Annotated in this window: 19 protein-coding genes; 13 read left to right on the forward strand and 6 right to left on the reverse strand. The window is 55.1% G+C overall.

Annotation, left to right across the window (positions count from 1 at the left end):
• Positions 1 to 111: 111 nt before the first annotated feature.
• The 4 genes from FHW16_RS20225 (at position 112) to FHW16_RS20240 (ending at position 4,588) form a co-directional block, all read left to right on the forward strand.
• Positions 112 to 1,668 carry a sugar ABC transporter ATP-binding protein gene (locus tag FHW16_RS20225; protein ID WP_348643909.1) on the forward strand — a complete coding sequence of 519 codons (1,557 nt, stop codon included), beginning with the start codon at positions 112 to 114 and terminating at the stop codon, positions 1,666 to 1,668.
• A gap of 20 nt (positions 1,669 to 1,688) precedes the next feature.
• A complete protein-coding gene (locus tag FHW16_RS20230) occupies positions 1,689 to 2,990 on the forward strand; it encodes an ABC transporter permease (protein ID WP_246711872.1) in 1,302 nt (433 codons plus the stop codon).
• 37 nt (positions 2,991 to 3,027) lie between these two features.
• Positions 3,028 to 3,987: a substrate-binding domain-containing protein gene (locus FHW16_RS20235; RefSeq protein WP_432652064.1), complete on the forward strand. Its 960-nt coding sequence runs from the start codon at positions 3,028 to 3,030 to the stop codon at positions 3,985 to 3,987.
• A 247-nt stretch (positions 3,988 to 4,234) separates the two neighbouring features.
• Entirely contained in the window at positions 4,235 to 4,588 is a 354-nt protein-coding gene (locus FHW16_RS20240) for a DUF1428 domain-containing protein (protein ID WP_182551085.1), read from the forward strand.
• Between the two features lie 13 nt (positions 4,589 to 4,601).
• On the opposite strand, the gene FHW16_RS20245 is transcribed toward FHW16_RS20240, so the two are convergent.
• The 3 genes from FHW16_RS20245 to FHW16_RS20255 form a co-directional block, all read right to left on the reverse strand.
• Positions 4,602 to 4,886, reverse strand: a complete 285-nt coding sequence (locus FHW16_RS20245; protein ID WP_182551086.1) for a hypothetical protein — start codon at positions 4,884 to 4,886, stop codon at positions 4,602 to 4,604.
• Between the two features lie 8 nt (positions 4,887 to 4,894).
• The gene (locus FHW16_RS20250; protein ID WP_182551087.1) at positions 4,895 to 5,368 is read right to left on the reverse strand and encodes a DUF2127 domain-containing protein; all 474 of its coding nucleotides are present in this window, start codon (positions 5,366 to 5,368) and stop codon (positions 4,895 to 4,897) included.
• 145 nt (positions 5,369 to 5,513) lie between these two features.
• Positions 5,514 to 5,927, reverse strand: coding sequence for a DUF2147 domain-containing protein (locus FHW16_RS20255; RefSeq protein ID WP_246711865.1), 414 nt, complete (start codon positions 5,925 to 5,927; stop codon positions 5,514 to 5,516).
• A gap of 311 nt (positions 5,928 to 6,238) precedes the next feature.
• Between FHW16_RS20255 and FHW16_RS20260 the strand changes: the two genes are divergently transcribed.
• From FHW16_RS20260 to hflX, 9 genes are all read left to right on the forward strand, one after another.
• Entirely contained in the window at positions 6,239 to 8,515 is a 2,277-nt protein-coding gene (locus FHW16_RS20260) for a sensor histidine kinase NtrY-like (RefSeq protein WP_182551089.1), read from the forward strand.
• Positions 8,505 to 9,866: a sigma-54-dependent transcriptional regulator gene (locus tag FHW16_RS20265; RefSeq protein WP_182551090.1), complete on the forward strand. Its 1,362-nt coding sequence runs from the start codon at positions 8,505 to 8,507 to the stop codon at positions 9,864 to 9,866. Before FHW16_RS20260 ends, FHW16_RS20265 begins: the two co-directional genes overlap by 11 nt.
• A gap of 134 nt (positions 9,867 to 10,000) precedes the next feature.
• Positions 10,001 to 10,405 (forward strand): RidA family protein, encoded by a 405-nt coding sequence (locus tag FHW16_RS20270; protein ID WP_182551091.1) that lies wholly within the window; start codon positions 10,001 to 10,003, stop codon positions 10,403 to 10,405.
• Positions 10,405 to 11,781, forward strand: coding sequence for a Trk system potassium transporter TrkA (gene trkA / locus FHW16_RS20275; protein WP_182551092.1), 1,377 nt, complete (start codon positions 10,405 to 10,407; stop codon positions 11,779 to 11,781). The genes FHW16_RS20270 and trkA overlap by 1 nt, the downstream gene beginning before the upstream one ends.
• 23 nt (positions 11,782 to 11,804) lie before the next feature.
• Positions 11,805 to 12,569 carry an MBL fold metallo-hydrolase gene (locus tag FHW16_RS20280; protein WP_182551093.1) on the forward strand — a complete coding sequence of 255 codons (765 nt, stop codon included), beginning with the start codon at positions 11,805 to 11,807 and terminating at the stop codon, positions 12,567 to 12,569.
• Positions 12,570 to 12,577: 8 nt separating this feature from the next.
• On the forward strand, positions 12,578 to 13,681 hold the full coding sequence (locus FHW16_RS20285; protein ID WP_182551094.1) for a lactonase family protein: 1,104 nt from the start codon (positions 12,578 to 12,580) through the stop codon (positions 13,679 to 13,681).
• 12 nt (positions 13,682 to 13,693) lie between these two features.
• On the forward strand, positions 13,694 to 14,560 hold the full coding sequence (locus FHW16_RS20290; RefSeq protein ID WP_182551095.1) for a D-amino-acid transaminase: 867 nt from the start codon (positions 13,694 to 13,696) through the stop codon (positions 14,558 to 14,560).
• 120 nt (positions 14,561 to 14,680) lie between these two features.
• Positions 14,681 to 14,926 (forward strand): RNA chaperone Hfq, encoded by a 246-nt coding sequence (gene hfq, locus FHW16_RS20295; protein ID WP_091885912.1) that lies wholly within the window; start codon positions 14,681 to 14,683, stop codon positions 14,924 to 14,926.
• An 8-nt stretch (positions 14,927 to 14,934) separates the two neighbouring features.
• Positions 14,935 to 16,347, forward strand: coding sequence for a GTPase HflX (gene hflX / locus FHW16_RS20300; RefSeq protein WP_182551096.1), 1,413 nt, complete (start codon positions 14,935 to 14,937; stop codon positions 16,345 to 16,347).
• Positions 16,348 to 16,353: 6 nt separating this feature from the next.
• Here the strand turns inward: hflX and mazG are convergent, their stop codons facing one another.
• From mazG to FHW16_RS20315, 3 genes are all read right to left on the reverse strand, one after another.
• Complete coding sequence (mazG, locus tag FHW16_RS20305; protein WP_182551097.1) at positions 16,354 to 17,175, reverse strand: nucleoside triphosphate pyrophosphohydrolase; 822 nt, start codon at positions 17,173 to 17,175, stop codon at positions 16,354 to 16,356.
• Between the two features lie 76 nt (positions 17,176 to 17,251).
• Positions 17,252 to 17,488 carry a hypothetical protein gene (locus FHW16_RS20310; protein ID WP_182551098.1) on the reverse strand — a complete coding sequence of 79 codons (237 nt, stop codon included), beginning with the start codon at positions 17,486 to 17,488 and terminating at the stop codon, positions 17,252 to 17,254.
• A gap of 45 nt (positions 17,489 to 17,533) precedes the next feature.
• A complete protein-coding gene (locus tag FHW16_RS20315; RefSeq protein ID WP_182551099.1) occupies positions 17,534 to 18,556 on the reverse strand; it encodes a hypothetical protein in 1,023 nt (340 codons plus the stop codon).
• Between the last annotated feature and the right edge of the window lie 337 nt (positions 18,557 to 18,893).

The following is an 18,893-nucleotide window of genomic DNA, read 5'->3' on the forward strand; positions in this document are numbered from 1 at the left end:
ATTTCGCGAAATCGTCATGACCTCATTAGATGGAATGAAGCATTTGACTCCTGTTCAATAACATCTAACATGTTACATATTAGCTTGAAAGAATGTTTTGGGAGGAACATTTTGGATAGTCGGCTGCCGATCGTATCGATGCGCGGCATCAGCAAGTCGTTTGCCCATATTGTTGCTCTCCGCAGCGTTGATCTCGACATCTATCCGGGCGAGATTCATGCTGTCATGGGAGAAAACGGTGCGGGGAAGTCGACACTGGTGAAGATCCTCAGCGGCGTTCACCGTCGCAGCGGCGGTGATATGCATGTGCGGGGACGGGAGGTTGATTTCGCGTCTCCCAAGGAGGCAGAGCGCAATGGCATTGCCATCATCCATCAGGAACTCAATCTCATTCCGAGCCTGACCGTATCTGAGAATATCTTTCTTGGCCGAGAGCCGCTGATCGGCGGCTTGTTCATTGATCGCGGCAGCATCGAGAAAAAGAGCGCCGAACTTCTCAACCGGTTCGGCATCGACATTGATCCGCGCACCGATGTCGAGAATTTGCGCGTCGGGGAGCAGCAGCTTGTCGAGATTGCCCGTGCGTTGTCCCTGAATGCCGATGTACTGGTTCTTGATGAGCCGACGTCGGCGCTCTCGGAAGCCGAGGCGCAGAGACTTGCGAGTTTCGTACGGGAGCTGGCCCGTGACGGCGTTGCCATTGTCTACATTTCCCACCGCATGAATGAGATTTTTGCTCTGGCTGACAAGATTACTGTTCTGCGTGATGGAAACTTTATCGCCACGCGCAAAGCGCAAGACGTAAGCGAACGCGATCTCATCCGCATGATGGTTGGTCGCGACCTGGCAGCGCCGGAACCGAAGGTAGACGTATCAGACAGAGCTGTGGTGCTTTCTGCGCGCAATCTCGGCCTGCGTCGCCCCAACTCACGCGGAAGCATGCATAACGTGGTCAATGATGTGAGTTTTGAGGTTCATGCGGGTGAGATTCTCGGCATTGGCGGTTTGCTTGGTTCAGGTCGTACAGAAGTGCTCGAACTGATTTTCGGAGCGGCGACCGGAGAACGCTCCGGTACGATCATGCGTGGCGGCGTTGTTCTTGATGCACGCGCGCTAACACCCAGGCGATCGGTGGCAAAAGGAATCGCCTTCCTCACGGAAGACCGAAAGGGCACCGGGCTTCTTATGGATGCCGATATCCGCTCCAACGCCGTGCTGCCCTCGTTACCCTGGCTTGCACCGTTTGGCTGGATCAATCGACGCCGTGAAAATCCTGTCGCCAGTCGCGTCATCAAATCGATGCGTGTGCGCTGCGATGGCCCGGATCAGAGGATCGACCAACTGAGCGGCGGTAACCAGCAAAAGGTGGTGCTCGGCAAATGGCTGGAAACCCGGCCAAGCGTCGTGCTTCTGGACGAGCCGACGCGCGGCATCGATGTGGGCGCAAAAGACGAAATCTACGACCTTCTTAAAAAACTCGCACATGCCGGTGTCGCCGTCATCATGGTGAGTTCAGAGTTACCCGAGCTTCTTGCGCTCTCCAGCCGTATTCTCGTGATGTGTGAGGGCAAGGCATCAGGCATTCTCGAAAACGCCGAGTTTTCCGAAGAGCGTGTCATGGAATTGGCGACGCCCACGGGAACAGCCCTTTCGAGGGACGCGGCATGACACAAACAAGCGAGCAGACCATGCAGTCATCCCGAGGCAATCTCGGCCGAATCCGAACCCTATTGAACGCGACCAAACTCTATTGGGGACTGGTGCTGCTGTTTCTGGTCGGCATCCTGTCTTCACCCGTCTCGTCCAAAGGACACAATATCTTCCTGTCCTACGGCAACATCTCTGATGTTTTCCGGCAGATTTCCGTCACGGGCATCACGGCGGTGGGTATGACGCTGGTCATTCTTATCGCCGGAATCGACCTGTCCGTTGGATCTGTCCTCGCGCTCGGTTCCGTCGTTTGCGCCATGCTTTTGACCAATGAAGGCTGGTCGGCCGCCTATTCCATCGGTGTTCCCGCCATTTTTGTCTTGGTATTTCTCGTCGTTCTGGGCGCTGGATTGTTTATAACCAGAGCGCAAAGCCGGCCTGCCGGCGAACAGGCGAATGATCAAACACGGTTGAACCGTATTATCGCCTTTGTGGCGATCGTGGTCGCGGCCGCTATTGCCTGGTGGGTTGCATCAGGCGCAGACACAAAGGCGGGTGTGCTTCTGGTCCTCCTGGTGGTTCCGGCTGTCGGTTTTCTGCTCGGCATGGTCAACGGACTTGTCATCGTTGGCGGCCGGTTACAGCCCTTTATTGTAACGCTCGCCATGATGGTAGCCGGGCTTGGAATTGCGCGCCTGACGGCCGGTCAGAACACGGCTGTCTGGCCCGTTTACACCGGCAGCAACGCAACAGAGAATTTCGAGTTTCTACGCTCGCTGATATTTGGACTGGTTCCGGTGCCGGGGCTGATTTTCGCGGGCATCATCATCCTGTTCTGGGTAATTCTGAAATACACCAAGTTCGGGCGATACATCTATGCGATCGGCGGCAATGAAGAGGCCGCACGGCTGGCGGGCGTGCCGGTCTGGCGGGTAAAAATAACCGTCTATGCCATATCAGGTTATCTCGCGGCACTCGCGGGTATTCTCTATGTTGCGCAATACAGACAGGGAAAGCCCGACGCGGGCATGGGACTTGAGCTTGATGCCATCGCTGCCGTCGTCATTGGTGGCACCAGTTTGATGGGTGGGCGCGGTTCGATGATCGGCACCCTTGTGGGCGTGCTCATCTTTGGTTTTCTCAGCAATATCCTGCAACTCAACAATATCGACAGCAACACGCAACTGGTGCTCAAGGGCATCATCATTATTGTTGCCGTGCTGCTGCAGGAGCGGCGCTCCAGCGGATGGCTGTTTTTTATCTCCCAATTGATGACAGCCAGCTCACCTAAGAAATCCGTGCCCGACAAGCCAGATAAGCGGCAAGGGCAGGGTGAATGAACTGACAATAGAGAACATCAGGGAGGACAGCATGAATCTGACACGCAGACATTTTGCCAAATTGGCAATGGCAGCCGCCTTTATCGCGCCTTTGGCGCTTCACATGCCAAATGCGCTGGCCAAGGACAAATATATCATCGGTTTCAGCCAGACCACGACCGTTGAACCTTGGCGCGTCCAGTTCAACAAGGATCTGGTGGCCGAAGCCAAGAACCATCCCAATGTTGAACTGCTGGTCGCCGACGGTCAGGACAAGACCGAAAAACAGGTGGCCGACGTTGAAAATTTCATCCGGCAGGAGGTGGATGCAATCCTGATTTCACCCAAGGAATCTGCTGGTCTGACGGGCGTCGTGGAAAAAGCCATGGATGCCGGCATTCCCGTGATTGTGCTTGATCGTAACGTTGACACCGACAAGTTCACCCAATGGATTGGCGGCGACAATGTGGTGATCGGCGAAGCGGCAGGACAACACGCGGTGGAACTCCTCGGCGGCAAGGGCAAGGCCAAGGGCACCGTTGTTGAAATCTGGGGTGGCCTCGGTACACAGGCGAGCCACGACCGCAGCGATGGTTTCCACAAGTATACCGATGCGGAGAAGGGCATCACCTATCTTCTGGACAAACAGTCCGGCGACTGGAAGCAGGATCAGGCTTACAACATCATGGCGACCGCCTTGCGCAATCATGAAGACATAAAGCTGGTCTACGGCCACAATGATCCGATGGCCTATGGCGCCTATCTTGCCGCCAAGGATGCGGGCCGGGAAAAGGACATTCTGTTTCTCGGTGTCGACGGCTTGCCGAATGAAGGCGTTCAATGGGTCAACAAGGGTGAACTCGCCGCAACATTCCTCTATCCGACACCAGGAGCGGAAGGATTGCGCCAAGCTCTGAAAGTGCTGGCTGGCGAAAAGGTCGAAAAGAAAATCGTTCTTGGGACCGAAACCATCACGAAAGAGAACGCGCCGGAGATTCTCAAGAAGAACGGCCTCTGAGCATTCATCGGGATACAAAGCGCGTAACCGCCTTCGACCATGGCGGTTACGCTTTCATTTCCATCAGCAACCTACTTCCTGAACTCTGAACGCACACTGTCGTCTTGAATACAGAAGCCGGCAGCAGGCCCGGCTTGACGTCACTATTGGCCAGAAGATCATTGAGAGTCACAAAAAAACGGGAACGATGTCGGATGCCGACCCGTTCAATCGTCCTAGGGCAGTTGAAACAAGTGAGGACCAAACAATGTCTTATGTTGATGGATTTGTACTTGCGGTGCCAAAAGAAAAGATCGACGCCTACAAAGCGATGGCCAGTGCCGCCGGTGATGTCTGGAAAGAATATGGAGCGCTAGCCTATGTGGAATGCATTGGAGACGATGTTCCCTATGGCGAACTGACATCGTTTCCGCGTGCAGTGCAGGCAAAGGACGACGAAGTCGTGGTCTTTTCATGGATTGTCTATACATCAAAACAAGAGCGTGATGAGATCAACAAGAAGGTCATGGCTGATCCCCGCCTTGCCAGTGATAAATGGGGAATGCCGTTCGACGGCAAGCGCATGATCTACGGTGGGTTCGAGCCTTTCATGGAACTCTGACAACCTTTGGCGATCAGCGGGCAAAAACGTCGAGTCCGAAAATAGCCACCGCATAGGCCAAGCACGGAACGAACCACAGCAGGGCCCACGCGCCGATACGGCGCTGGGTCAACGCCGCGCCAATGGGTCCACCGAGTGCGCTGACCGGCCAGCCGCACATTACATAAAAAATCATCCGCGCTTCGGGCGTAATCCCGCCATCGGATGCCATGACCGAAATCCCGGCGAAAAACACGGCAAGCGGGAAAATCAGAAGGCAAATGATTGACCCAAGGATGAGAAGCACTTTCAAACGCATCGACGCACCTATGTCATTGAACGCTTATGCATGAGGCGGTACTCATGCCAGATAAGGATCATGATGAAGAGATCAAAAACGGTGAGGATGAGAAGCGGAATACTCTGTGTGTAGGAGTACCGGTACAGCTGGTAGGCAATGAAAAGGCCGAGAACGAATAGCGAAAGCGGATAAGCCCAGAGTTTATTGCGAAGCAACGCTATCACCAGCAAGGCTTTTATCACACCATGGCTGAGAAGATAAAAGGCGTAGAAATGCTGGCTGCCGACGGAGAAATCGCCCGCGAACTTCAGGAGGTGATTTGCGATGAAATCGTCGGGATCGTTGATGAGGCGTGTCTGAGTGAACGTATCGACCATCGATCGGATGTGAGCCGTATTCACGAAAACCAGCACCAGCCCGCCAATGCATTCGATCAGGGCATGGGCGCCCTTGAACACAATGCTGATCTGGAAAATCCGGTGAATGCGGTCTTCGTTCATGGGAGCACCCGGTGGGGCCGCTGGTGGAACGAATTTGACATTCGCATCCCAATCAAAGGGTAGCAATTGTCAGAATCGGACCGCCAGGGTGGGAGATCGACTGCACATACGGCAGCAAAGCCGGATGTGCCCTCATGAACATATCCTAGTCGACGCGGCGCCACACCGAGTTCTTGCAGAGCAATCCGCCAAGGACGCAACCTGATAATTCGATACCATTATCGGAAAGCTTTGCTTTGCCCGAATAGGTCTTGCCATTTTCCGTGTTGTACAGAGAACCCGCGTAGGTTCCTGAACCTGTGGGTTTCAGCGTAACGGCCTGCAACCCCACAACCGGACGATCCCGCTTCGACGCATCAGGATTGTTGACGTCATTGACGGGATTGCTCATCCAGATGACCGTCCCGCAAACGCCGCTACCGCAATCGACCAAGCGTACCTTCGTGCGCCCGGTATCGTTGACGTAAGTTCCTGTGATGTCGGGTGCCTGTGCCATAGCAGGCACAGTCATCATGGATGCAGCAAGCAAAGGCAAAATCAGATTATGAATCTTAAACAATGAGTATCTCCTGTATACAAAATGATATTTCCTGCTGACTACATTAATACTCCGGCTAAATTTTGACGCCAGCATTACCGCTGTTTCTTTTACGTTGAAAACCCAAGCATTTCGGCTTGCGCCAACAGATTTCCAAGCCGATTTCTTACGGATTTATCCGGTTTTTCACCTGAATTTCTTGAGCACGCCGCATGTCAAATCGGTTCACTAGTGAATTTACAAGTAATTTCTGCACAACTTTCCACGATAGGGCGTTGCATTTCCGCCACAATGTGTTGCATGAGTGCAACGTAGTTGGGATGGCATAAGCGATGCTCATATCAAATTCGGTCAATCAATTCGGGAATTCGCTCGCGGCTGCCTCCGGCGGCAACACGCAGCGCTTTTACTCCCGTATTGGCGTTGTCACCGTTGTTCTGGCGCTTTTGACCACAGGCATTACGTTTTTCATCCTGACGGGCATGACTCCCCTTCGCCCCGACAGCAACATCTCCTTCTTCCTGACCAGCATCAACGCTCTGCTGATTCTGGCTCTGATTGTCCTGATCGGCCGGGAAATTTATCGTATCAGCCAAGCCAGAAACCGGGGAAAGGCCGCTGCGCGCCTGCATGTACGCCTGGTTGTATTGTTTTCGCTGGTTGCAGCAGTTCCCGCCATGCTTGTTGCCATCGTCGCCTCGGTCACTCTCGACCTTGGGCTGGATCGCTGGTTCGAAATGCGAACGACGACCATCGTCAATTCCTCGATCAGCCTCGCAAATTCCTATATTCAGGAAAGCGCCCGCAATTTGCAGGGAACGACGTTGGAGATGGTCAGCGATGTGGATTCGCAGCGCTCGCTGTACAATCTTGATCGAAGCAATTTTAACCGGTTCCTTACCCAGCAGGCGAATGGCCGCGGCCTTATCGGTGCTTTGCTGATCCGCCCCAATGGCGACGTGGCCGTTCGTGCGGATATACGTACAAGCATAACAATCCCGCCTGTTGCAAAATCCATTCTCAAAACGGCGGAGGATGGCAGGCCGGTCCTTATACCGCCAGAACAGACCAATCTGTTGAGCGCTGTCGTGAAGCTGCAGCAAATACCCGACATGTTCCTTTATACGGTGCGCCCCGTTGACGGCGATATTCTGAACTCCATGCGGGCGATAGAGAGCAATACACCGGAAGCGCGCCAACTCGCGGCCAATGGGGTGAACACGCAAATTCTGTTTGCACTGCTCTATTTCGGGCTCACGCTGACGTTGCTCCTCTCGGCAATCTGGACGGGTATTGCCGTTGCGGACCGGCTTGTCCGTCCCATTCGCCTGCTGATCGGTGCTGCGGATGATGTCGCGACCGGCAATCTTGATGTTGCTGTACCGGTGCGCCGGTCCGACGGTGACGTCGGGTCGCTTTCGCAAACCTTCAACACAATGGTACGCCAGCTTGGAACGCAACGCCGCGATCTCGTTGCCGCCAAGGATCAGATCGACGAACGCCGACGCTTCTCGGAAGCTGTGCTCTCAGGCGTCACCGCAGGCGTGATCAGCGTAGACGGCGATGGCATTATCGGCATCATGAACCGCTCCGCAGAAGCCATGTTCGACCTTGATCCCGTCGCGGCCATTGGCAAGAATCTCACCGCGCTGGTGCCGGAGATAGGGCTGGTCTTTGAAGTTGCCCACGCTACAGGTCGTCCTGTGTATCGTGAGCAGGTTTCCATGTCGCGGCGCGGCAGTGCGCGCACCTTCAATGTCCAGATCACCGTCGAAGATGCCGAATCCGTCGAGCATTCCTATGTCGTGACTGTGGATGACATCACCGATCTTGTGGAGGCGCAACGCTCGTCTGCCTGGGCGGACGTGGCGCGGCGCATCGCCCATGAAATCAAGAATCCACTGACGCCCATCCAGCTTTCCGCAGAGCGTATCCGCCGGCGTTACGGCAAGGTGATCACCGAGGACCGTGAGGTTTTTGACCAGTGTACGGAAACAATCATCCGGCAGGTGGGTGACATTGGTCGCATGGTCGATGAATTTTCATCCTTTGCCCGCATGCCCAAGCCTGAAATCAAGGCAATGGATATACGTGAAGCGTTGCGCGAGGCTTCGTTCCTGGTGGAAGTCAGCCGCAGCGATATTCGCTTCGAGCGGGATTTCGGCAACATTCCCCTGATTGGCCAGTTTGACGGTCGCTTGATCGGACAAGCCTTTGGAAACGTGATAAAGAACGCAGCAGAAGCTATTGAATCTGTTGTAAAAGAAGGATTAGGGGAGGGGCATATCCGCATCCGGTCTAAGCAAGACGGCGATGCTTTGATTGTCGAGGTTACCGACAATGGCAAGGGTTTGCCACGGGAACATCGGCAGCGATTGCTTGAACCCTATATGACAACGCGCGAGAAAGGCACCGGCCTTGGCCTCGCAATTGTCAAAAAGATCGTCGAAGAACATGGCGGTCAAATAGAATTGCATGACGCACCCGAGGATTTTTACGGTGGGCGTGGTGCAATGATCCGCATGGTATTTCCAACTACCCCTACCGATACACAGACAGCCGAAATCACAAATCAATCGGCGAAACAGGTGAATTCAAATGGCATCTGACATTCTTGTTGTCGACGATGAGGTCGACATCCGCGAGCTTGTTGCAGGAATATTGAGCGATGAAGGGCACGAGACGCGTGTGGCTTCTGATGCAGACAGCGCATTGGCGGCGATCGATGATCGCATTCCGCGTCTGATTTTTCTGGATATATGGATGCAGGGCAGCCGTCTTGACGGACTTGCTCTGCTTGATGAAATCAAGAGCCGCCATCCTGAAATTCCGGTGGTGATGATCTCCGGTCACGGCAATATTGAGACAGCCGTCTCCGCCATTCGCCGCGGCGCCTATGATTTCATTGAAAAGCCTTTCAAGGCCGACCGGTTGATTCTCATTGCCGAGCGTGCACTGGAAACGTCCAAGCTGCGCCGGGAGGTTTCAGATCTGCGCAAGCGCTCGACGGAAAGTTTTGAATTGCTCGGTACGTCGCTGTCGATGAACCATCTGCGCCAGACGATCGAACGCGTGGCGCCAACAAACAGCCGTATCATGATTACCGGACCGTCCGGTGCGGGCAAGGAACTAACAGCACGCGCCATTCATGCTCTGTCTGCACGCTCAAAAGGACCGTTCGTCAATCTGAACGCCGCGACCATCACGCCGGAACGGATGGAAGTCGAGCTTTTCGGCACAGAATCCGATGGCGGCGAACGCAAGGTAGGCGCACTGGAAGAAGCGCATGGCGGAATTCTCTACCTCAATGAAATTGCCGACATGCCACGCGAAACGCAGAACAAGATTCTGCGCGTCCTCGTCGACCAGCAGTTCGAGCGGGTGGGGGGAACCAAACGGATCAAGGTGGATGTGCGCATTATTTCGTCCACTGCACAGAACCTTGAAGCCATGATTGCCGAAGGTCGGTTCCGTGAGGATCTGTTCCACCGGCTGGCCGTTGTTCCAGTCATTGTTCCGCCGCTGGCCGACCGCCGCGATGACATTCCAGCGCTGGTTGAATTCTTCATGACGCAGATTGCCGAACAGGCGGGTATCAAGCCGCGCAAGATCGGCCCCGATGCCATGGCCGTTCTGCAGTCCCACTCGTGGCCGGGCAATATCCGTCAGTTGCGCAATAATATCGAGCGGCTGATTATTCTGGCGCGTGGTGATGATCCTGAAGCAGTCATAACCGCTGATCTGCTACCCGCGGAAATCGGTGATACCTTGCCCAAGGCTCCGACCGAATCCGATCAGCACATCATGGCTTTGCCGCTGCGCGAGGCGCGCGAGCGCTTCGAGAAGGAATATCTCATCGCGCAGATCAACCGGTTTGGCGGCAACATCTCCCGTACAGCTGAATTTGTCGGCATGGAACGCTCGGCACTGCACAGGAAGCTCAAATCCCTCGGGGTTTGACGCTTCATTCTATCGCCAAGGCGTCGGCGGAGTACTTTGCGGGCTGATAGTATTCGGTTGCGACTCTCCCGTTTTTGCGGGACAGTCGACCGCCTTTGCTCTTCGGCATCGGTCCTTCATCATGGGAGTGAGGAATGTTTCGTCCTGTCAATCCGTCCGGTCCGTCCATACCGGGCCTGTCTCAGGCCATGCTGATTGAAGGCGGCAAATTGCTTGTCCTGTCAGGACACGTTCCCTTCGATTCGGAAGGAAAAATTCCGGCGAAAGATGTGGGCGCGCAGCTTGATCTTGTATTTTCGAACATTCAGTCCACGCTCAAGGCGGCAGGCACCGATTTTGCCAGCGTTGTCCGCCTGACCTATTACATCAGGGATTTCGATCAGAGCATGCTTCCCGAGATTCGGACGGTGAGGGATCGCTGGGTGAATACCGACTGCCCGCCTGCCAGCAGCCTGATCGGTGTGGCAGCGTTGTTCCATCCCGACGTTCTCATTGAGGTGGATGCAACGGCCGTTATCACTGAGGGTGATGCAGGCTGATGCGTGTAATCATCTGCGGAGCAGGGCAAGTCGGATATGGTATCGCTGAACGGTTGGCCGCCGAAGACAACGATATTTCAGTGATCGATACATCGGCCGAGCTCATTCAGGTAATACGCGATACGCTCGATGTGCGTGGCTTTGTCGGCCACGGCGCCCATCCGGATGTGCTGGCCGCGGCAGGAGCCGCGCAGGCGGACATGATCATTGCCGCCACGCTCTATGACGAGGTCAATATCGTCGCCTGCGAAGTGGCCCACGCGCTGTTCAACGTGCCAACCAAAATTGCCCGTATCCGTGCGCAGGCCTATCTGCAGCCGCACTATCAGGACCTGTTTTCCCGCGATCACATGCCGATCGATGTAATCATTTCGCCCGAGCTCGAAGTCGGCGAGATGGTGCTGCGCCGCATTGCCTTGCCGGGGGTTAGCGATGTCGTCCGTTTTGCCGATGAGAATATTACGGTGATGGCAATCGAATGTCTGGAAGATTGTCCCGTCATCAACACACCGCTGATCCAGCTGAGCGACCTTTTTCCCGACCTCCCGTCGACTGTCATGGCCATCATCCGCAATGACAAATTGTTCATTCCGCGCTCAGCTGACCAGCTTTTTGCCGGTGATATTGCCTATGTGGCGACGACGAAACCGCAGGTGCGCCGCACGCTGGCGCTGTTCGGCCATGAAGAACCTGAAGCGACGCGCATCGTTATTGCCGGTGGCGGTAATGTCGGTCTGTACGTTGCCCAGACGATCGAGGCAAAGCAGCCGCGAACCAAGGTCAAGCTGATCGAACCCAACCTGATCCGCGCCAATGCTATTGCCGATGGTTTGCGGCGTTCCATGGTGCTGCACGGCAGTGCGCTGGATCAGAAATTGTTGCTGGAAGCCGAAATCCAGGATGCGGACCTTCTGGTTGCACTCACCAATGATGATCAGGTCAATATGCTCGCGGGTGTCATGGCCAAGCGTCTTGGCTGTAAATCCAGTCTCGTCCTTATCAACAATCCGGACTATCTGGATCTCAGCAAATCGCTGGGAATCGACGCCCATATCAGCCCGCGAAGCGTCACGATTTCGCGTGTGCTGCAACATGTACGCCGTGGCCGTATCCGGGCTGTACACAGCGTCCAGAAGGGCCGGGCGGAGATTATCGAGGCCGAGGCGCTTGAAACATCGCCGCTCGTTGGTGCCCCGCTGCGTGACCTCGACCTGCCTGACGGTTTGCGTATCGGAGCGATCTATCGCAATGGCGAGGTTATCCGTCCGGATGGTTCGGTTCGTATAAAACCGCAGGACCGGGTGGTTATCTTCGCCACGGCCGAGGCGGTCAAACAGGTCGAGCAGATGTTCCGCGTCAGCCTCGAATTCTTCTGATCAGCAGAGGGACAGATCCGATCATGCAAATGCAACTTATACGGAATGCAACGCTGAAACTTGACTATGCCGGTTCGACAATCCTGATCGATCCGTTCTTTGCGCTCAAACACAGCCAGCGATCCATCACCGGCCGCTCACCCAATCCGATGACGGATCTCCCGGCTTCAACCGATGAGATTCTGGCAGGCGTTGAGTTGGTGCTCGTATCGCATTTGCACGCGGACCATTTCGATCCGGTCGCTCAGGAACTCACGCCCAAACACTTGCCGTTGATCTGCCAGCCGGGTGATGAAGAAACAATCCGTTCCTTCGGATTTACCGATGTCACGCCACTGACCCAAGATCTGACCTGGAAGAATATCCGCCTGACCCGCCGCGACGGTAATCACGGTACTGGAGCTGTGCTCCAACTGATGGGCAATGTCATCGGCTTCACAATTGAAGCAGACAATGAACCATCCATCTATTGGGCAGGCGATACTATCCTCTATCCCCCGGTGATCGAGACAATCGAAGCGACACAGCCAGATATCATCATCACTCATTCCTGCGGGGCCAAATGGGACGGGGTTCTCATCGTCATGGATGCAGAGCAGACTGTCGAGGTTTGCCGCATTGCTCCGCAGAAGACAAAAATCATCGCGACGCACATGGAAGCACTTGACCACGCAACGGTCACCCGCAACGATCTCAAGGCCCATGCGCAGGCAGCGGCTATCGATTCCCACAAGCTGATCATTCCCTCCGATGGAGAAATCCTCCATCTCACAGCCCCCAACTCATGAGACCAACCATGCCAAAGACCTATGCTTTCGTCGGCAATCTGAATCGCAATGCTTTGCCCGGTGAGGGAAAGGGGATCAGCGTATTCCGGTTCGACGAGCAGACCGGTGATCTGACACTTGTCAGCGAATATCTCGCAATCGACAATCCGGGCTATATTGCGATTGATGAAAAGCGTAAGCGCCTTTACGCGGCGGTGGAAATTCCCAGCTGGAATGAAGGCTTGGCTGTCGCCTTCGATATCGATCCGGCCACAGGCGCGCTGTCCTATATCAACATGCAGCCAACGCTCGGCAACACCACGTGTCATCTGGGATTTGATCAGTCCGGCGACACCATTTTCGCCTCCAACTACACCGTTGCCGACCTTGGCGAGCGCCCCGGCAATGCGGTTGCTGCTTTCTCAATCCGTGCCGATGGCGGACTGGAACCGGCTTTTGCCGCCGCTGCTCATGAGGGCAAAGATGCGATCCTGGCGACGGACAAGCGGCAGCATGGTCACTGCGCCGTCGTCAGCCCTGACAATCGCACCGTCTTCGTGTGTGACCTTGGACTTGACCGTATCATGGCCTACAGGCTGCCGCCCGCAGGCGGGAAACTTGAACTGGCCGCAACCCCATTTACTCAGTTTCCTGATGGCGCTGGCCCACGCCATATGACATTCCATCAAAATGGCAATATTGCCTATGTTATCAATGAATTGAACAGCACTGTTTCAGTACTTCATTATAATCCAGACACAGCTGAATTGAAACTTGGTCAGACACTTCCATCCATCCCGGCGGATTTCACCGATACCAATACCTGCGCAGAGATTGCTGTCAGTGCCGATGGCAGGTTCCTCTATGGATCAAACCGTGGGCACAACAGCATTGTCAGCTACGCCATTGCTGCTGACGGCAGTATTTCCCTGATCGGCTGGACACCGTCGCAGGGCCTTGGGCCGCGCAATTTCGTCATCGACCCCACGGGTAAGTTCATGTTCGTTGCCAATCAGAAAGGCGGCGGCATCGCTGTGTTCAAACGTGATATCGAAACCGGGGCATTGGAAGATACCGGCAAGCGTGTGGACCTGCCAACACCCATGCGCATGGTCTTCGGCCAGTTCGAATAGGAGTTTTTACCGATGTCCCGCATCGCTTATGTCAATGGCCAGTACATTCCGCACGCCAATGCTGGTGTCCACATCGAAGACCGCGGCTATCAGTTTGCCGATGGCGTCTACGAGGTATGTGAGGTTGCGCGCGGCAATATCATGGACATGACGCGCCATCTCGATCGCCTTGGCCGCTCTCTCTCGGAGCTGCGGATTGGCTGGCCGATGAACCGAAAGGCGCTCCAGAGTGTGATTGCTGAAGTTGTCAGGCGAAACCGCGTGTATAATGGCCTGGTGTATCTGCAGGTGACGCGCGGCGTCGCCAAACGCGACCATATATTTCCTTCGGCTGATACGCCGCCTTCCATTGTGATTACGGCCAAACGCACCGACCCTGTTGTTTCCGCTGCCCGCGCATCAAAGGGCATCAAGGTCATCACGGTACCGGAGAACCGCTGGGAGCGGGTGGACATCAAATCTATCGGTCTTTTACCAAATGTTATGGCACGCCAGCAGGCCAAGGAGCAGGGCGCGCAGGAGGCCTGGTTTATTGATCCGGATGGAACCGTAAAAGAGGGCGCAGCGACAAATGCATGGATTGTCACCATGGACGGTATCCTGGTGACCAGACAGGCGGAAACGGGCATTTTGCGCGGTATTACCCGTACAACGATCTTCGATGTGGCCAAAAAACTGGGATTGAAGATCGAGGAACGCGGCTTTTCTGTCGAGGAAGCCAAGCGCGCGCGCGAAGTTTTTATGACCGCAGCCACAACTGTTGTCATGCCAATCGTTGCGATTGACGGCGAATCGGTGGCAAATGGACACCCGGGAACGATCGCACTTTCGTTACGGGAAGCGTTTTTTGACATTGCGGAAAAAACGCCATCCTGTTAACCGGAGTATGAGGGGACTAACAGAAGCTATTTTTCACCTCCTGCAGGAGTAGGATTTTCTGCTCCCGTTGCCGAATTTTGTATGAGACACGTTTGCTGATCGCATAAAAGGACAAAAACAATGGCTGAACGATCGCAGAATCTTCAGGACCTTTTTCTGAATTCAGTCAGAAAACAGAAGATTTCTCTGACAATTTTCCTCATCAATGGCGTCAAACTGACCGGTATTGTCACATCTTTCGACAATTTCTGCGTGCTGTTGCGCCGCGACGGCCATTCTCAGCTCGTCTACAAACATGCCATCTCGACCATCATGCCGAGTCAGCCTGTCCAGATGTTCGAAGCTGAAGCCGAAGACAGCGACTGAGATAACATTTGACCAAAGAAACAAGGCGTAACGCGCAAATTCCTGGCGGATCAACCGATAATGGTGAGACCGCCAGAGAACCCACGCGCGCAATCGTCATTGTGCCTGTTTTGCCGCCGCGCTTTTCCGATGGCGGCAAGGCCGACGACCATGGCCGCATGAAGCATCAGCCCGAATTCCAGCGCAGCAACGACGCGCGACTGGAAGAGGCCGAAGGTTTGGCCCGCGCCATCGATCTGGACATTGTCCATTCCGATATCGTGCAGGTCTCGGCACCGCGCCCGGCAACCTTGCTGGGCACAGGCAAGGTTGAGACCATCCACGAGCTCATCGAGGCTTCCCATGCGGAACTCGTGATCGTGGATCATTCCCTGACGCCGGTACAACAGCGCAATCTCGAAAAGGCATGGAATGCCAAGGTTCTCGACAGGACCGGGCTTATTCTCGAGATTTTTGGACGGCGTGCCCAGACGAAAGAGGGCGCCTTGCAGGTGGAGCTCGCGCACCTCACCTATCAGAAGGGGCGTCTGGTCCGCAGTTGGACGCACCTTGAGCGCCAGCGCGGCGGCGGCGGCTTCCTCGGCGGCCCCGGTGAAACGCAGATCGAAGCGGACAGGCGTGCACTGCAGGAAAAGATCCTGCGCATCAAACGCGAGCTGGAAACAGTGGTGCGCACCCGCACGCTGCACCGGAGCAAACGCAAGAAAGTGCCGCATCCGGTCGTGGCGCTTGTGGGCTATACCAATGCGGGTAAATCAACGCTGTTCAACCGTTTGACAGGAGCAGGGGTCGTCGCCGAAGACATGCTCTTCGCCACGCTCGATCCCACGTTGCGCCGTATCCGGCTGGAACACGGTGAGACCATCATTCTGTCCGACACCGTGGGTTTCATCTCTAACCTGCCCACGCATCTTGTTGCAGCCTTCCGGGCAACACTGGAAGAAGTGGTAGAAGCCGATCTTATCCTGCATATCCGCGATATTTCCGATCCGGATACTGCAGCCCAATCCGAAGATGTTCATGCGATCATGACCAGTCTTGGCATTGAGCGCGGTGATACGAAACGCATTCTCGAAGTTTGGAACAAGATCGACAAGCTTGACGATGCAGGACGCGAGTCGGCACAGCGTCTCAGTGCGGCTGCTAAGGGCAATGAGCACCCAATTCCGGTGTCGGCAATCACGGGCGAGGGCGTGGAAGCCTTGCTCAAGGAAATCGAGAACCGCATTGCCGGCAAGCTGAAGCACGTCAAAATTACCTTGCGCCCGGACCAGATGCGATTGATGGACTGGATTTACCAGCATTCCAGCAATGTGAAACGCAAGGATCTCGACGATGGGTCGGTGTCTCTCACCATGGATATGACCGTCGCATCGCATGCCAATCTCGATGAGAAATTGTTGCGCCGGAACAACGGCTAAGGCGCGTTACTTCGCAGTTTTTGCTTCCTGCCAGAGCGCTTCCATTTCCTCAAGCGTTGCCGCATCAAGCGTCTGTTTTTGCTCGTTTAGCTTGTGCTCGATATAGTGGAAGCGCGACCGGAATTTTTCATTGGTACCGCGCAGGGCGCTTTCCGGTTCTAACTTCAGATGCCGGCCGAGATTGACTATGGCAAACAGCAGATCACCATACTCTTCTTCGGTGTTTTCCTGATCACCGTTGGCAATGGCCTGTTTCAGTTCGCCGATTTCTTCCTCAATCTTGTCGAGAATGGGTGCTGCTTCTGACCAGTCAAAGCCAACCTTGGCTGCCTTCTGCTGGAGTTTGAGCGCGCGCATCAGGGCCGGAAACCCATGCGGGATGTCGTCGAGAAAGCCGTTCGGCTCGATTGCTCCAAGGTTGAGCGTAGCGCGGCGCTCGCGCCGTTCTGCCTTTTCCTCGGCCTTGATCTTGTCCCACATACCCTTGGCCATGCCGGCACCACGGGCAGAGTCTTCGCCAAACACATGCGGATGGCGGCGGATCATCTTGTGCGTGATCGCCTGAACCACATCGCCGAAATCGAATGCCTTCATCTCTTCCGCCATCCGCGCGTGAAACACGACCTGCAATAGCAGATCACCGAGCTCTTCGCGCAGATCGTCGATATCATTACGTTCGATGGCATCAATAACCTCGAACGCTTCCTCAAGCGTATAAGGGGCGATCGATTTGAAATCCTGTTCGAGATCCCACGGGCACCCAGTGACGGGCGTGCGCAAGGCTTGCATGATAGCGAGGAGGCGGGTGATGTCGCGTGATGGTTTCATGCCAGACACACTAAGACAGGAGCGAGGCGGCTGATACGACCGAGCCCAAATGCCCGGCGCTTGTCCACAGGATCGGCTACGGTTTTCCAACCGCCTGCAGGGATATCGGCCCGATCACGTCATAAACGACCTTGACGCCATCCACCGTTTTCGGAAGATCCGCGGTTTCAGGCACATGATCACGCAGATTGATCTTGATGGCATAGGAGTCACCAATCCGGATCAAGCCGACACCAATAACGGTGCCGCAGGATCCGGCAATTTCTTTCGCTTTCGGCTTGGCGAGCCGCGCCTGTTCGATGGAAGTGCTCATGGCTCTAATTTAGTGCATCGTAGTGGCTACGGCTAGGGGCAACACTCAAACAGGCATTGTCAGCCCTAATTGCTCCAGAACGATCGAAAGATCATTGGCAAAGGTCACTCCCTTGCCGTTCGTGCCACCCTGATCACTGCCGGCAAACAGCAGGGCGCAGGCATAGCCTTTTTCGTCCATGATAACAGATCCGCTGTCGCCGCCGGAGCTGAAAGGACCGCTGCTGGATGTCTCGATTTCGATCTGGCTGTCGAAGCCAATGTCGCCAAACTCATAGCTAACCACGACATCATCAACTTCAATTGCCGTCACAATGCCCTGGGTTACGCCCGTTGTCCTGCCGACCTTGAAGACTTTGTCACCGGGGCGGAGCGGCGTTTTGCGCAGCCCCTTGAGCTTGCCTGCACCCGTTAAGGTAACCGCGTCAAACTCGACATCCGCGTCGATGGAAGCAATGGCAGCATCGACCAGATTGTTCATGCCTGACTCCACCGGTATAAAAGCCAGCAATTCTCCCACCTTGTCCTTGCTTTTCTTGCCGCCGTCATAGGCCCCGGGCTGCAGGATCGCATCACCGATTTTCGCCTTGTTTTCATTGGCCAGCACATGATTATTGCTGAGAATGACCGCTTTGCCGCTCGCCGTATGCTGTGCAAAGCCGCCAAGCGTGCCCGCCGTAATGGAATAGTGCCCGATTGATGATCCGATCAGCAGCGGCCTCTGGCGCAGTTGATGCCAGGGCAACGCCGCAGGTTCGGCCGCCACGCCGCCTTTGAACACGGTTCCGATATAGGTAATGTCGGCCTTATTGCGCGCGGCTTCTTCGATCTGCTGGCGCAGATAGGCGTTTGTTTCAAGCGCACGGCGTTGCACGCGGACTGCGAGCCGGTAATCGTTCGTTCCATCACCGGCAGCGATACCAAGGGCGATACCGCCTTCAACGCCGGTCAGACGCCGTGTTGCGGTGGACCGGATAATCCGGCGCTCAGCGCGAATTTCGGTGACAAGGGGTCGAATGATCTGTTCTGCGATTTCGGTTTTCAGTGCGCGTACAGTTTTCAAATCCACGGTGGTCATCCTTCTTGTGTCTACAAGTTCAGGGCACGTGTGCGACTCGTGACGAGCTTAACGACGCATGATTCATTTGGCGAGTGATGAAGCAGATCAATTGAAGCGAAAGCCCCGGGTCTCACAGCCGGAAAAGGGGCCGCCGCAAAAGCCTTGCAAATGTAGGACTGCAGGCCATTGCATCCTCCTGAAAACAAAGAGGGTCTCGTATCTGTTGCAGTTGAAAATAGAATGTGCCCAGCTGTGAGTTCACGCTGAAGCGCGACTTGCGCGCTTTTGAAGCTAACCCGCACGCCGTCTCTGTGCGAGCAGTTTTTGCCGGAAGACTTCTGCTGGC

It is taken from the genome of Phyllobacterium myrsinacearum (genome assembly GCF_014138285.1).
Classification (GTDB): Bacteria; Pseudomonadota; Alphaproteobacteria; order Rhizobiales; family Rhizobiaceae; genus Phyllobacterium; species Phyllobacterium myrsinacearum_A.

Bases quoted from the DNA above. Each gene is read 5' to 3' on its own strand.
- FHW16_RS20230 (WP_246711872.1), top strand. From the start codon at position 1,689: ATGCAGTCATCCCGAGGCAATCTCGGCCGAATCCGAACCCTATTGAAC.
- FHW16_RS20240 (WP_182551085.1), top strand. From the start codon at position 4,235: ATGTCTTATGTTGATGGATTTGTACTTGCGGTGCCAAAAGAAAAGATC.
- FHW16_RS20245 (WP_182551086.1), bottom strand. From the start codon at position 4,886: ATGCGTTTGAAAGTGCTTCTCATCCTTGGGTCAATCATTTGCCTTCTG.
- FHW16_RS20250 (WP_182551087.1), bottom strand. From the start codon at position 5,368: ATGAACGAAGACCGCATTCACCGGATTTTCCAGATCAGCATTGTGTTC.
- FHW16_RS20260 (WP_182551089.1), top strand. From the start codon at position 6,239: ATGCTCATATCAAATTCGGTCAATCAATTCGGGAATTCGCTCGCGGCT.
- FHW16_RS20265 (WP_182551090.1), top strand. From the start codon at position 8,505: ATGGCATCTGACATTCTTGTTGTCGACGATGAGGTCGACATCCGCGAG.
- FHW16_RS20270 (WP_182551091.1), top strand. From the start codon at position 10,001: ATGTTTCGTCCTGTCAATCCGTCCGGTCCGTCCATACCGGGCCTGTCT.
- trkA (WP_182551092.1), top strand. From the start codon at position 10,405: ATGCGTGTAATCATCTGCGGAGCAGGGCAAGTCGGATATGGTATCGCT.
- FHW16_RS20280 (WP_182551093.1), top strand. From the start codon at position 11,805: ATGCAAATGCAACTTATACGGAATGCAACGCTGAAACTTGACTATGCC.
- FHW16_RS20285 (WP_182551094.1), top strand. From the start codon at position 12,578: ATGCCAAAGACCTATGCTTTCGTCGGCAATCTGAATCGCAATGCTTTG.
- FHW16_RS20290 (WP_182551095.1), top strand. From the start codon at position 13,694: ATGTCCCGCATCGCTTATGTCAATGGCCAGTACATTCCGCACGCCAAT.
- hfq (WP_091885912.1), top strand. From the start codon at position 14,681: ATGGCTGAACGATCGCAGAATCTTCAGGACCTTTTTCTGAATTCAGTC.
- mazG (WP_182551097.1), bottom strand. From the start codon at position 17,175: ATGAAACCATCACGCGACATCACCCGCCTCCTCGCTATCATGCAAGCC.
- FHW16_RS20310 (WP_182551098.1), bottom strand. From the start codon at position 17,488: ATGAGCACTTCCATCGAACAGGCGCGGCTCGCCAAGCCGAAAGCGAAA.